Source organism: Streptomyces sp. PT12, assembly GCF_003311645.1.
Lineage (GTDB): Bacteria > Actinomycetota > Actinomycetes > Streptomycetales > Streptomycetaceae > Streptomyces.
Window position 1 is genome coordinate 1 of sequence record NZ_QEST01000033.1, and the last position, 11,356, is coordinate 11,356.

The following is an 11,356-nucleotide window of genomic DNA, read 5'->3' on the forward strand; positions in this document are numbered from 1 at the left end:
CTCTGACCTGGTGCGCGCTCGGCAGGATTCGAACCTGCAACCTTCTGATCCGTAGCTCAAAACGGACCGGTCATCTGCGGTCGTTGCGGTCGCGGCTGGGCTCACACGAGCCACGTTCGGCCGCTGCCGGACATCGCGGTTGCTGTACTGAACTGCTGTACTGCGGTGAAGCCATGCAGTATGAGCTACTGGACGGATCTCGCCTCACAGTCACTGGGCGCACTGGCCGGAACCTTGACCGGCGGAGCGATCACCGTCCTGGTGGCGCGCTGGCAGACGAACCGCTCGATCACCGCGCAAGCCGCCCTCGCCGCTGCGGAGCACGCGGCCAGCTTGCGACTCGACCAACTGAGCCAGGTCCGCGCCAGGTCGAGCGACGCGGCACTGACCCTCCTTGAACGGCTGGCGGACCTGTACGCCTGGCTGCCGTCGTTACCCGACGTATCCGCTGAGACTCCCTACCTCAGCAGCCATGCTCGCGATCACTGTCTAGAAGCCATGGAATCCGTGCGTCGCGGGATGATCACTGACCTCTACGCGATCAATGATCAGGAGGCGCGTGAGCGCTACCGCGAACTGGTGCGTCTGGCCTACGACGTCGGATGGCGAAGTGTGGGCTCGGGGAACCGGGTACGACAGATACGAGATGTAAAGCACTACCTCCGCTACGTTCAGCACTCACTAGAAGCGCTCGTCGACGGAAGCGCTCTCCCCGACCGCGTGAATCCACCGATCCTCGACCGACCCGACGGGGAACCATGGCAACCACCCGCCGTCCCCTGGTACTGGGGTGACCCCGCCGACGGAAGCTAACCTCCTTGTGGCGAACTACGGGCGGGGTGGTCGTTGAGCTCTGTGTGGCTGATCAGCCGGTCACCTGGGGCTGTTGAGCGTCGGCCGTGGTCGAGCTGGTTGCTGCACTCCACTGCTGTACCGCGGGGTCGTCCATTTCGTTGGTGCGGGAGGAAACACCCCCGCTCTTGAACTCAGCCAGGCGTCCCTCTCACCGAAGTAGGCGGCCGTGGTGACTCACAGTCAGTGTCAGACCTCTGAGGTTCCATGTCCTTCGCTGGCATCCGTCCACGACGAGCCGATGCAACTTCCTCAAACTTCGCCTCACTTGAGGTAAGATTTGGAGAAGTCCAGCAGGGAGACGATGTGATCCAACGACGTGAGTACAGTCACTCCGATCGCAGCAAGATCGTTCTGCCGCGTGATGCGGATGCACGCCTGTCCGAGATGGGCCTCTCCGTTGAGATGGTTCGTCGCAGCGTCACGAGGGGGGATGACGCTCGCAGGCGCGTGTCGGTTAAGTTCTACCCACGGAACTTCCCTGGTGTGACCATGTGGGCGGAGACGCTGGCTTCGTTGCGTCGCGAGCTCCTCAAGGTGCGCCAAGGCTGGCGTATCGGACAGACGGGGAACTATGAGACGGTCTACTCAGGGCAGCGAGAACTGGCCTTCGCAGTTGTGGCTGGCGATAAATACACCGGGATCAACGGCGAACGAGACCCTCGGCTCACCCGTAAGCGCGGCCCAAAGACTAAGGAGCGCGTAGAGCGAAACGCGGCCTACGTTCAGCTAGCGCTTGAGCTCGATCTGCCTGTATTGGCCGAAGAGATTCCCGCCGACGAGGCATGTTCGACATGGTTTCTGGTCGTCTTCGCAGATGAAGACCATATTCGACTCGAAGTCTCCCTTCCGGTCGAGGTACGGAAAGACGGGCTCGTTGGCGAGTGGGTCGAAAGGATTCTCATAGACCCCGTTCCCTCCAGTGGAGCGGTTGCGCCCATCGAACCGGACGAGGACGACGATGACGAAGACGGAGAATCATTGGTCAGCCGGACCGCCTGAACATTCGTTCAACTGCACCCGCCTCACGGCGGCTCGCGAAAGGAGAGGTCTAACCAAGCAAGGGCTGGCTGAGCTGTGTAACGTCTCCCGGAGAGCTGTCTCGGCATGGGAAGCCGGAGAGGTTGACTCACCTCCGATTGGTCAACTCGCCCGCATTCTTGATCTTCCGACGGATTTTTTCTATGCCGATGACGCCCCGCAAATCGAGGAGGGTTGGGTTACCTTTCGAGCGCTGTCGACTATGACCGCTAGACAGGTACGCAGAATTCTTTCCCTCAGTTCTCTCGGTGTCGAATTTAGCGGCTGGGTGGATAGGCGCTACGGCACGCCGGGCGCAGATCTCCCAGATTTCTCGGAAGTTGAGGGCCTGTCGCCGTCAGCTACTGCCGAGCGGTTGAGGTCCGCGTGGAGTCTTCACTTGAAACCCATCAAGAACATGGTCACACTGCTTGAGAGGAAGGGGGTTAGAGTCTTCTCTATTCCAACACCAGATCGGGAGATTGACTCCTTCGCGTTCAGGTACGAGGGGAGGCCATTCACCTTTCTCAATCTAGCCAAAACGGCGGAGCGTATCCGATTTGATTCGGCGCATGAGCTTGGCCATCTACTTCTACACAAAGACTCAAGAAGGAACAGATCTCGGCAGGTCGAGCAGGAGGCGCAAGATTTCGCGTCAAGCTTCTTGATGCCTGCTGACGGCCTCTATGCGCAAGTCATCGGAAAATTGCGACTCGCCGATGTGTTCACGCTAAAGAAATATTGGAAAGTTTCGGCAGTCGCAATGGTGGAGCGACTCTATCATCTGGAATTTATTTCTGAGTGGGTCAGACGGCAGTGGATCATTGAGCTTTCACAACTCGGCTACCGCGTTGATGAGCCTGACGGCATCCCCCAAGAGACCTCTCGGTTCTTCGGCGATGTCTTTCGCCTAGCTCGTGAAGATGGCTGGAGTTTGCGTAAGATCGCTGCTGATCTCAAGGACAGCGAGAAGGATCTAGACGCACTAGTTTTTGGCCTTGCAATCTCCTCGATCGATGGGGGGGGGCGAAGTGCTCCTGCAGTCCACGGCCACCTGTCGTTGGTTCAGTAGCCCGGCCCCTGAGTTAGGGCACTGGCCAGGTTCCTGCAGCGGCGAGTGCCAGGTCGGTGGAGCGGGTTTGGGCGGTGTCCTGTTGGGGTTGGGGTCGGGCATGGCCAGGGGGCCGTACGCTGGCCGGCGACTCGGGCAGGCTGGTCCTGCCCGCGTTTGTGCCCGAGTGGCCCCCTGGCCTTGTCCGACGCGGGTCCCGAGCCCGGGAGGTGCGTAAAGCCGCGGAGCCGACCCCCAGGCCCCGTCGGCGCCGGGACAGCAACCGAGTTGGCGCCTGAGCTGGTGCGCGGCCGGCGGGCTCGGGCCGGAGCGGGGCGGAGACAGGAGCGGCGGCCCGGGGGCCGCCGCTGCCGTGCGCGCCGCGCTTGCGCGGCGCCTTGAAGACGTAGAGAAGGTTGTAACTCAGTGACCGGTGCTGGGGTCGGTGAGGGTGAAGTGGTCGAGGCGCATGACGAGTTGAGTGGCGATGATCCAGCGTATGGCAGGGTTGTCGAAGGGGATGCCTGCCGCGTCGGTGAGGACGGGGCCTTGGTGGCCTGGGCGGTAGAGGGCTCCGTGAACTCCCGCCGGGGTCCAGGAGTGGACCCGCAAGGTGACGTAGCGCTGTCGAAGGTGTGGGCAGGCTCGGACCGACACTGACGCGCAGGGTTGGCAGACCGGGGGGTGGGTGGTTTCCAGTCCTTGGGGCCAGGTACCGGGTGCGTCGGGTGCTTCGCCCATGAGCCACAGGATGCCGTTGTCGTTGCGGTCGGCGGGCTTTCCGCAGACTTGGCAGAGGAGGCCGGCCATGGCCACGCGTTGGCGGAGGGCGTGCACCGCGCCGAACTCGGGTGTTCCTTTGCCTGGGGTGGAGGGGATGCGGCGCCACAGGACGCCGCCGGTGTCGCGGTCGTAGGAACGTTCGTCAGCGTAGGCGAGGCGGCCCCGGCGTTCGATGATCTGGACGTCTGCGGGGCGTTCGCTGTCCCACTGGGTGATGTAGGGGACCGTCCTTCTGGCGATCGTCGGGTTCATCGGGCGTCTGCGGCTTCTCTTGCGTACTCGTGCATACAAGTGTCTCCGGGCTGATGGGCGGCCGTTCTCGGGATGGGGCGGGCGGTGAGGAGGTAGTGCAGGGCGTGCTCGTGGATGGTGTGGGCGTACATGCCGCCGGTGGTCAGCAGGTCCAGGGCGTATTGGTGTTCGCGGTCGTCCCGGAGCCACGCATCGATAAGCCAGCGTTCGGGGGTGTCGACCTGGTCTCGGATGGCGAGGGCGCGGGTGCGTATCCAGCGCAGGGCGAGGCGGGGTGTGCTGGTGGCGTGGGCGCCGAGCCAGTGGGGGTGGCCGGTGGTGGAGTTGAGGGCTATCGCTTCGCACCAGAAGGTCTTGGTCGGCATCGCGGTCACCTCGCTGTGGTCGGGGTGGTTCGGATTTCGGCGGTGACGGTGTGGCCGTGGTTGTTGCCCGTGATGGTGAGGTTGGTGGTGAGTGCGGTGACGAGGGCCAGGCCGCGGCCGTGGTCGGTGGTGGTGTCGGGGTGTTCGAGGTGGGGGCGGGTGGTGGTTCCTCCGGCGTCGGTGACGGCGATGCTGATGCCTTCGGAGCCGTGGACCAGGACCAGGCGGAAGGTGGTCTTCGCGCTGTCTGTGTGCGTGATGGCGTTGGTGCCCAGCTCGGTCACGATCAGCGCGGCGTCATCCGCCCATGGGGTGTCGTGGAGGACTCGGCGGACGAAGCGGCGGGCGCGGCCGAGTTCCTCGGGGGAGTGTCCTGAGCAGTCCACTACCCACACGAACCAATCACTCATATACTCGTGCATACAAGTTTCTTTCTGCTGGTGGGCGGCTATGGACAGGATGGCTGTGCTAGATGAGTCTCACGCCGTCGTGCGCGCGGACGGCCGGCGGAGAAGCGCTGTTCATGGCGTCGGTGACGCGGACGGCGTATGCCTCGTCGGCCAGGTCACTGACCTCGTCGCGGGTGACCCACCGCAGGGCCCTGGTCTCGGCCCCGGTGGTGGTCTGGCCGTCGATCGCTTCGCAGCGGAACACGAGGGAGATGATCAGGCCGGTCATGTTCTTGTAGACGCCGGTGAGCGCGGCGGGCTGGGCGATCTTGAGGCCGGTCTCTTCGAGGACTTCTCGGGAGAGGGCGTCGGGGATGGTCTCGCCTGCTTCGACCACTCCGCCCGGCGGCTCCCAGTGCCCGTTGTCGCGGCGCTGGATGAGCAGGGCGCGGCCCTGGCCGTCGATGATGACTCCGGCGACGCTCACGGAGTGGGGGCGGTCGGTGCTCACTGTCGTGGCCTCTTCCTGATGGCTAGGGTTTCCACCGTAGCAACGGAACACAGCTTCTCGTCTAGATACCTAAAGGAGTAACCGGACATGGTAGCTCTCCCCTCCGGCGTGCTGGGCGCGCTGGACTCCACCAGCGACCGCGCGGTCTTCCGCCAGATCGCCGACCAGCTGCGGGAAGCGATCGACAAGGGACGCTTCAAGGAGGGCGCCAAGCTCCCGTCCGAATCCGAACTCGTCGAGCACTACGGCGTCTCCCGGATGACCGTCCGCAACGCCATCGGCGTCCTCCAGAGCGAGGGCCTGATCCACTCCGAACACGGCAAGGGCGTCTTCGTCCGACCCCGGCCCCCGGTGCGGCGGCTGGCGTCCGACCGGTTCGCCCGGCGCCACCGCGAACAGGGGAAGTCCGCATTCACCGTGGAGGCGGAAGCCGCGGGGAGCCGCCCGGAGGTCGACAGTTTGGAGGTCAAGGAGGAACGGCCCACGCAGGACGTCTCGGCCCGGCTCGGTGGCCCGCGCCGCGTGCTGGCCCGGCGGCGCCGCTACCTGCTGGACGGGCGGCCGGTAGAGTTCGCCGCCTCGTTCCTCCCGCTCGACCTCGCCCGGAACACGCCCATCGCCGAGCCCAACCCAGGCCCCGGCGGCATCTACGCCCGCCTTGAGGAACTGGGCCACCGGCTCGACCACTTCGAGGAAGAGATCCGCGCCCGGATGCCCACCCCGGCGGAGGTCAAGACCCTGCGTCTCGCGTCCGGCGTGCCCGTGATCCACCTCATCCGCACCGCGTTCGACACCGAGGGGCGGCCGGTCGAGGTCTGCGACACGGTCATGGCCGCCGACGCCTATGTGCTGGCCTATCAACTCCCGGCCACGTAGGCAGGGGTGTGGCGGTCGCGTCCGGCGACTCGTATGCACCTTCTCCCCTACTCGTATAGACGAGTGGCTGAGTGTGTGGCATGCTGGAGCGTGCCACCACCCGCACGGGATCGGTTGACGGCATCTTGTCTAGACGACTAGCTGCCTGATGGGCCGGTCCCGACCCACACAAGGAGAAGGCACGTTGCGTTCCATTCGAGTTGAGACCTCCGCCGCCACGATCCTGCTGACCGAGGCTCCTGAGCCGAAGGTGCGGGACCGGCAGACGGAGGAGATCGCCAAGGACGCCGTCACCGGCGAGACGCTGATGCGGCTCGGGGTCGTCTACATCGAGGACGGGGAGTCCTCGCTGATCCAGGTCACCATTCCGGAGTCCGGGGTGTCCGAGGGGCTGACCTTGGGTGGTCCGGTCGCGTTGCCGGGGCTGGTGGCGCGGCCGTGGGAGTCGGTGTTCAACGGGCAGCAGCGCCACGGCATCGCCTACCGCGCCGCTGCCGTCACCCCGGCGTCCTTCCCGGTCGCGGCGGGGGCCTGACCACCATGTCAGAGCTGCTGACGTTGCTGGGAGTGGGTGGTCCCGTTGCTGCGATCGGTGGCGGGGCCCTCTACACCCGGGCCAAGTACCCGCACCTGTACTGGTCGGCCGTGGGCCTGCCCGTCTCGGCGGCCCGGATGTTGGGCTCGTACGGGTCGGTGATGGACGCCTGCGGCCTGACCGTCCCACCCTCCCGGCTCCGGGCCCTGGCCGTGCGGGCGGCAACCCGCCGTGAGGTCCGGCCGGTTCCGCCCCGGCGCGGCCTGCTGCGGCCCACTTCGACCGGGTTGCGGCTCCGGCTGCGGCTCGCGCCCGGTCAGGAGGTGGCCGATGTCGTGGCCTCGACGGAACGGCTCCGGCACGCCTGGGGCGTGCACGCCATCCACGTGTCGGAGGTCAAGCCGGGCACGGTCGAACTGCGGCTCATCGGCTACGACGTCCTGCGCAGGGTGCGGATGCCCAGAAGATCCGAGGGCGGGTTCCTGCGGGTCCCGGTGGCGCTGCGCGAGGACGCCACGGCGTTCGTCCGCGACTACCGCACCATTCCCCACCAACTAACGCTGGGAGCCACGCTGTCGGGGAAGTCCATGTATCTGCGGCACCTGGTCTCCGGTCTGGCGCCTCAGCCGGTGGCCCTGGTCGGGATCGACTGCAAGCGGGGGGTCGAACTGGCGCCGTTCGCCCCCCGCCTGTCCGCCCTGGCCACCGACCCGGAGCAGGCGGCCGAACTGCTGCCCGTGCTCGTCGGGCTGATGGAGGAGCGCTACGACCTGATATGCGCCCGGCAGCACATACCCCGGGACGTGCCGGACGCCGAGATCACCTCGGACGTCTGGGGCCTGCCCGAGGATGAACGGCCGGTGCCGGTCGTGGTCTTCATCGACGAGGTGGCAGAGCTGTTCCTCACCACCAGCAGGAAGGACGAGGAACGGCGGGACGAGATGGTCACCCAGCTCATCCGCCTCGCCCAACTCGGCCGCGCCGCAGGCATCTACCTGGAGGTCTGCGGGCAGCGCTTCGGCGCCGAACTCGGCAAGGGTGCCACCATGCTCCGCGCCCAGCTCACCGGTCGGGTCTGTCATCGGGTGAACGATGAGGCGTCCGCAAAGATGGCGCTGGGTGACATCGCCCCCGACGCTGTGATGGCTGCCTGTGCCATTCCGGCTGAGCGTCCCGGGCTTGCGGTTGCCGGTGACTCCTCCGGCGGCTGGTCCCGCATTCGCACGCCGTACCTCACCCTCGCCGACGCCGCTGCGCGCTGCGCGGAGTCCGGGCACCTTGTGCCGGACGTGCCGGTGCTGGAGCCGTTCCGCCCGTTCGTGCGGGGCTCCGCCGTCGAGCCTGCGGCCTGAGCCACCCCCACTCGCCAACTCCCTACCCGAGCCATGCCCGAAACAGGAAGGAGGACCCTTCGATGCGTGCCTTGTTGGGGCGGGTGGATGCGGTGCTGGTCCAGGCGGTCATCGCCGCCGCGCTGTCCTTCGCCCACATCCACGACCTCGCGGCGGCGGCCGGACAGGACGGCTGGAAAGCCTGGGCCTACCCCGTCTCCGTTGACCTGCTGCTTGTCGCCGCCTGGCGACGCCTGCGCACCAGCACAACGGGCAAGGCGGCGGGGTGGTGCTGGTTCCTCATCGCCCTCACCGCATCCCTCGGCGCCAACATCGCCACCGCCGGACTCCTCGACATGAACCACGTCCCCACCTGGCTACGCATCCTCGTCGCCGGATGGCCGGCCGTCGCCTTCCTCGGCGGCACCCTCCTCGCCCACACACCCCAACCAGCCGAACACCAACCCCCACCCGAGCCAGAACCCCAACTCACCGCCGCGCCTGACGTCAGCGTCCCAACCGGACTGCTCACGCACGCCCGGAAAGTCGCCGCCGACCACCACGTCCGCACCGGCCACGCCATCGACGCCCCGACCCTGCGCGCCCGCCTCGGCGTCCCGATGCCGCTGGCCGACGCCATCACCCAACAGCTCTGAACGGAAAGGAGGAACGCCCGTGCTGCGCCGTTTCCGCAATGTCGCCCGCCTCGGCCCGGTCGAGGTCGGCACCGCCAACGACCACCGGGGCCAGGAGAAGCACACCGCCGCGTGCACCGCGCCCCGCTGCGGATTCTCCGCCGAGTACGACACCCGCTCCGCCGCCGAACTCGCCGCCCGCACCCACCGCTGCCCGGCCCGCTGAACGGAGACCCGCCCGCCGTGACCGTGAACCTGCCCCTCGTCGTCGTCCTCGGCCTGCTCACCTGGGCCCTGATGAAGTTCCTCGGCGTCCGTCCCTGGATCGTCCTCGTGGTCGCCCTGTTCGGGTTCTACCTCGCCGACACCTTCATCGCCCCCGCCATCGACTCCGGCACGCGGTCCGGAGTCGACATCGTCAACGACCAACACAACTAGACAACTAGCCGAGACCGGTGACCCCGGGGCGGTACCGATACCGCCAAGCATCCACCGCCCCGGGGCCCACTCCAGCGAAGGAGCAGTCCCATCATCACCCGCACCACCCCCGCACCGCTGCCCGAACTCGGAAAACTCGCCGCAACGGGCACCCTGCCCGCCCTCGCCCAGCAACTCGCCACCCTCGGCGGCTGCACCCGCCCCATCCGCCTCGCCGGACACCGCACCGAACACCACATCGACACCACGACCGGAGAGCTCGGCGAAGCCGTGCGCACCCTGGTCTCGGGCGACATGCCCGCCGGGCACCTGCTGACCCGCTGCAACAACCGCCGCGCAACCCGCTGCCCCGCCTGCGCCGAGACCTACCGCCGCGACACCTACCACCTCATCACCGCCGGACTCAAAGGCGGCAAAGGCACCCCCGAACACGTCGCGTCGCACCTGCGAGTGTTCGCGACGTTCACCGCGCCCAGCTTCGGCCCCGTCCACAACCGCCCCACCAACCGCCCTGCCTGCCGCTGCGGACACATCCACGGCCAGGACGACGCGCTACTCGGCACACCCCTCGATCCGGATCGGTACGACTACGAAGCGGCCGTGCTGTGGAACGCCCACGCCGGCGCCCTGTGGCGGCGCTTCACCGTCTACCTCCGCCGGGAAATCGCCAAGCGCGCCGGACTCACCCAACGCGCCTTCGCCGAACACGCCCGCGTCGCCTTCGCCAAGGTCGCCGAGTACCAGAAACGCGGGGCAGTGCACTTCCATGCAGTGATCCGGCTCGACGGACCGGAAGGCGGCCACACACCGCCCCCGAAATGGGCCACGGCCGTACTGCTCACCGACGCCATCCGCACTGCTGCCGCATCAGCCGTGGTGAACGGGCCAGCCCTCGACGGACGCACGCATTCCTTCGGCTTCGGGCGACAACTCGACATACGCACCATCCACTCGGCCGACTTCGACGGCGACGAGGAACTGACCGAACAAGCCGTCGCGGGCTACATCGCCAAGTACGCCACCAAGGGCGCCGAAGCAGCTACCGGGACCCTTGACCGCCCCCTGAAGTTCCTCGCCGAACTCGCCCCGATGAACCTCACCGACCACGCCCGCCAACTCATCCGAACCGCATGGGCCCTCGGGGCCCGCAAACAGCTGGAACACCTGCGCCTCCGAGCCTGGGCCCACATGCTCGGCTTCCGCGGCCACTTCTCCACCAAATCCCGCCACTACTCCACCACCCTCACCGCACTCAGAGACGCACGCGCCGAATGGCGCCGCACACAGACCAACGAGACCCACCCGGAAGAGACGACGTTCGTCCTCGACCACTGGGCCTACGCCGGAACCGGACTGAGCAATGCCGAAGAGTGGCTGTCCGCCTCACTCGCCCCTGCCCCCGGAACCGAAGGAGAATCGACCGCATGACCACCGCGACCATCACACGGAAGTGGCACACCACGGCCGAAGTCGCGGCCATGCTCGGGTTCGGACTCTCCAAGACCAAGATGCTCGTCGCGACCGGCGAGATCCGTTCCGTCAAGGTCGGCCGCAACCGCCGTATTCTCCCGGCCTGGGTGGACGAATACGTCCAGCGCTGCGCCGACGAAGCCGCCAGGGAGTGGGCGGCGTGAGCGGCAAGCGAGGGAACGGCGAGGGCTCCATCTACCCCTACCGCAACGGCTTCGCCGCCTACGTCTGGGTCACCACGCCCGAGGGAAACCGGAAACGGAAGTACGTCTACGGGCCAACGCGCACGGTCGTCCACGAGAAGTGGGTCAAGCTCCACGCCGAGGCCACCAAGGGGCCGGTGGCCACGCGGCATCGGACGGTCGCGGCGTTCCTCGACTATTGGCTGACCTCGATCGTGAAGCCGCATCTCGCGCCGCTGACCTATGTCTCCTATGAGGGCTCGGTACGGCTCTACATCGCGCCCGGCCTGGGCACGAAACGGCTCGACAAGCTGACCGTCAAGGACGTGCGGGAGTGGCTCGGCGCGCTCGCCGAGACCTGCCAGTGCTGTGCCCAGGGCAAGGACGCCAAGCGGCCGAGGACGCACGCCAACCCGGAGAAGGCGCAACGCTGCTGTGCTCTCGGGCAGTGCTGCGAGAGCTTCCCGTCCCGTCGCGTCGTCCAGGCGGCGCGCGACGCGCTGCGGGCCGCGCTCACCCACGCCGTGGCCGAGGAGGAGATCAGCAGGAACGTCGCCGGGCTGGTCAAGGTGCCCAAACCCCGGCGGCGGAAGATCAAGCCGTGGTCGGTGCCGGAAGCGAGCCGGTTTCTGGAGCAGGCGGCGGGCAACGGCGACCCGTTGTACG

Annotated in this window: 15 protein-coding genes and 1 pseudogene; 12 read left to right on the top strand and 4 right to left on the bottom strand. The window is 66.9% G+C overall.

Annotated elements, in window-relative coordinates; all coding sequences use genetic code 11:
• The first annotated feature begins 180 nt into the window (after positions 1 to 180).
• The 3 genes from DEH69_RS03725 to DEH69_RS03730 all read left to right on the top strand — a co-directional run bounded on the left by DEH69_RS03725 (position 181) and on the right by DEH69_RS03730 (position 2,944).
• The gene (locus DEH69_RS03725) at positions 181 to 813 is read left to right on the top strand and encodes a hypothetical protein (protein ID WP_113685428.1); all 633 of its coding nucleotides are present in this window, start codon (positions 181 to 183) and stop codon (positions 811 to 813) included.
• Between the two features lie 246 nt (positions 814 to 1,059).
• Positions 1,060 to 1,854: a hypothetical protein gene (locus DEH69_RS30915; RefSeq protein ID WP_147255381.1), complete on the top strand. Its 795-nt coding sequence runs from the start codon at positions 1,060 to 1,062 to the stop codon at positions 1,852 to 1,854.
• Positions 1,814 to 2,944, top strand: coding sequence for an ImmA/IrrE family metallo-endopeptidase (locus DEH69_RS03730; protein ID WP_147255383.1), 1,131 nt, complete (start codon positions 1,814 to 1,816; stop codon positions 2,942 to 2,944). Before DEH69_RS30915 ends, DEH69_RS03730 begins: the two co-directional genes overlap by 41 nt.
• Before the next feature lie 402 nt (positions 2,945 to 3,346).
• Here the strand turns inward: DEH69_RS03730 and DEH69_RS03735 are convergent, their stop codons facing one another.
• Genes DEH69_RS03735 through DEH69_RS03750 form a run of 4 tightly spaced genes read right to left on the bottom strand, consistent with a single transcriptional unit; the run spans position 3,347 to position 5,223 of the window.
• On the bottom strand, positions 3,347 to 3,958 hold the full coding sequence (locus DEH69_RS03735) for a hypothetical protein (RefSeq protein WP_113685430.1): 612 nt from the start codon (positions 3,956 to 3,958) through the stop codon (positions 3,347 to 3,349).
• A complete protein-coding gene (locus tag DEH69_RS03740; RefSeq protein WP_147255385.1) occupies positions 3,955 to 4,323 on the bottom strand; it encodes a hypothetical protein in 369 nt (122 codons plus the stop codon). Before DEH69_RS03740 ends, DEH69_RS03735 begins: the two co-directional genes overlap by 4 nt.
• A gap of 5 nt (positions 4,324 to 4,328) precedes the next feature.
• Positions 4,329 to 4,733, bottom strand: coding sequence for an ATP-binding protein (locus DEH69_RS03745; protein WP_258534411.1), 405 nt, complete (start codon positions 4,731 to 4,733; stop codon positions 4,329 to 4,331).
• A 58-nt stretch (positions 4,734 to 4,791) separates the two neighbouring features.
• Positions 4,792 to 5,223: an NUDIX hydrolase gene (locus tag DEH69_RS03750; protein WP_113685433.1), complete on the bottom strand. Its 432-nt coding sequence runs from the start codon at positions 5,221 to 5,223 to the stop codon at positions 4,792 to 4,794.
• A gap of 87 nt (positions 5,224 to 5,310) precedes the next feature.
• Here DEH69_RS03750 and DEH69_RS03755 point away from each other — a divergent pair, with 87 nt between their 5' ends.
• From DEH69_RS03755 to DEH69_RS03795, 9 genes and pseudogenes are all read left to right on the top strand, one after another.
• Positions 5,311 to 6,099 carry a GntR family transcriptional regulator gene (locus tag DEH69_RS03755; RefSeq protein WP_113685434.1) on the top strand — a complete coding sequence of 263 codons (789 nt, stop codon included), beginning with the start codon at positions 5,311 to 5,313 and terminating at the stop codon, positions 6,097 to 6,099.
• A gap of 184 nt (positions 6,100 to 6,283) precedes the next feature.
• Entirely contained in the window at positions 6,284 to 6,634 is a 351-nt protein-coding gene (locus DEH69_RS03760; RefSeq protein ID WP_113685435.1) for a hypothetical protein, read from the top strand.
• A gap of 5 nt (positions 6,635 to 6,639) precedes the next feature.
• Positions 6,640 to 7,986, top strand: a complete 1,347-nt coding sequence (locus DEH69_RS03765; protein ID WP_113685436.1) for an FtsK/SpoIIIE domain-containing protein — start codon at positions 6,640 to 6,642, stop codon at positions 7,984 to 7,986.
• 62 nt (positions 7,987 to 8,048) lie between these two features.
• Positions 8,049 to 8,621 (top strand): DUF2637 domain-containing protein, encoded by a 573-nt coding sequence (locus DEH69_RS03770; RefSeq protein WP_113685437.1) that lies wholly within the window; start codon positions 8,049 to 8,051, stop codon positions 8,619 to 8,621.
• A gap of 19 nt (positions 8,622 to 8,640) precedes the next feature.
• Positions 8,641 to 8,826 carry a mobile element transfer protein gene (locus DEH69_RS03775; RefSeq protein WP_113685438.1) on the top strand — a complete coding sequence of 62 codons (186 nt, stop codon included), beginning with the start codon at positions 8,641 to 8,643 and terminating at the stop codon, positions 8,824 to 8,826.
• Between the two features lie 17 nt (positions 8,827 to 8,843).
• Positions 8,844 to 9,038 carry a hypothetical protein gene (locus DEH69_RS03780; protein ID WP_113685439.1) on the top strand — a complete coding sequence of 65 codons (195 nt, stop codon included), beginning with the start codon at positions 8,844 to 8,846 and terminating at the stop codon, positions 9,036 to 9,038.
• 117 nt (positions 9,039 to 9,155) lie between these two features.
• Positions 9,156 to 10,466, top strand: coding sequence for a replication initiator (locus DEH69_RS03785; RefSeq protein ID WP_113685440.1), 1,311 nt, complete (start codon positions 9,156 to 9,158; stop codon positions 10,464 to 10,466).
• The gene (locus DEH69_RS03790; protein WP_113685441.1) at positions 10,463 to 10,672 is read left to right on the top strand and encodes an excisionase family DNA-binding protein; all 210 of its coding nucleotides are present in this window, start codon (positions 10,463 to 10,465) and stop codon (positions 10,670 to 10,672) included. The genes DEH69_RS03785 and DEH69_RS03790 overlap by 4 nt, the downstream gene beginning before the upstream one ends.
• A pseudogene (locus DEH69_RS03795) lies at positions 10,660 to 11,356 on the top strand (N-terminal phage integrase SAM-like domain-containing protein); the annotation flags it as partial. The gene DEH69_RS03790 and the pseudogene DEH69_RS03795, both read left to right, overlap by 13 nt.

Coding starts and splice junctions, on each gene's coding strand:
- DEH69_RS03725 (WP_113685428.1), top strand. CDS start 181: ATGAGCTACTGGACGGATCTCGCCTCACAGTCACTGGGCGCACTGGCC.
- DEH69_RS30915 (WP_147255381.1), top strand. CDS start 1,060: ATGTCCTTCGCTGGCATCCGTCCACGACGAGCCGATGCAACTTCCTCA.
- DEH69_RS03730 (WP_147255383.1), top strand. CDS start 1,814: ATGACGAAGACGGAGAATCATTGGTCAGCCGGACCGCCTGAACATTCG.
- DEH69_RS03735 (WP_113685430.1), bottom strand. CDS start 3,958: ATGAACCCGACGATCGCCAGAAGGACGGTCCCCTACATCACCCAGTGG.
- DEH69_RS03740 (WP_147255385.1), bottom strand. CDS start 4,323: ATGCCGACCAAGACCTTCTGGTGCGAAGCGATAGCCCTCAACTCCACC.
- DEH69_RS03745 (WP_258534411.1), bottom strand. CDS start 4,733: ATGAGTGATTGGTTCGTGTGGGTAGTGGACTGCTCAGGACACTCCCCC.
- DEH69_RS03755 (WP_113685434.1), top strand. CDS start 5,311: ATGGTAGCTCTCCCCTCCGGCGTGCTGGGCGCGCTGGACTCCACCAGC.
- DEH69_RS03765 (WP_113685436.1), top strand. CDS start 6,640: ATGTCAGAGCTGCTGACGTTGCTGGGAGTGGGTGGTCCCGTTGCTGCG.
- DEH69_RS03770 (WP_113685437.1), top strand. CDS start 8,049: ATGCGTGCCTTGTTGGGGCGGGTGGATGCGGTGCTGGTCCAGGCGGTC.
- DEH69_RS03790 (WP_113685441.1), top strand. CDS start 10,463: ATGACCACCGCGACCATCACACGGAAGTGGCACACCACGGCCGAAGTC.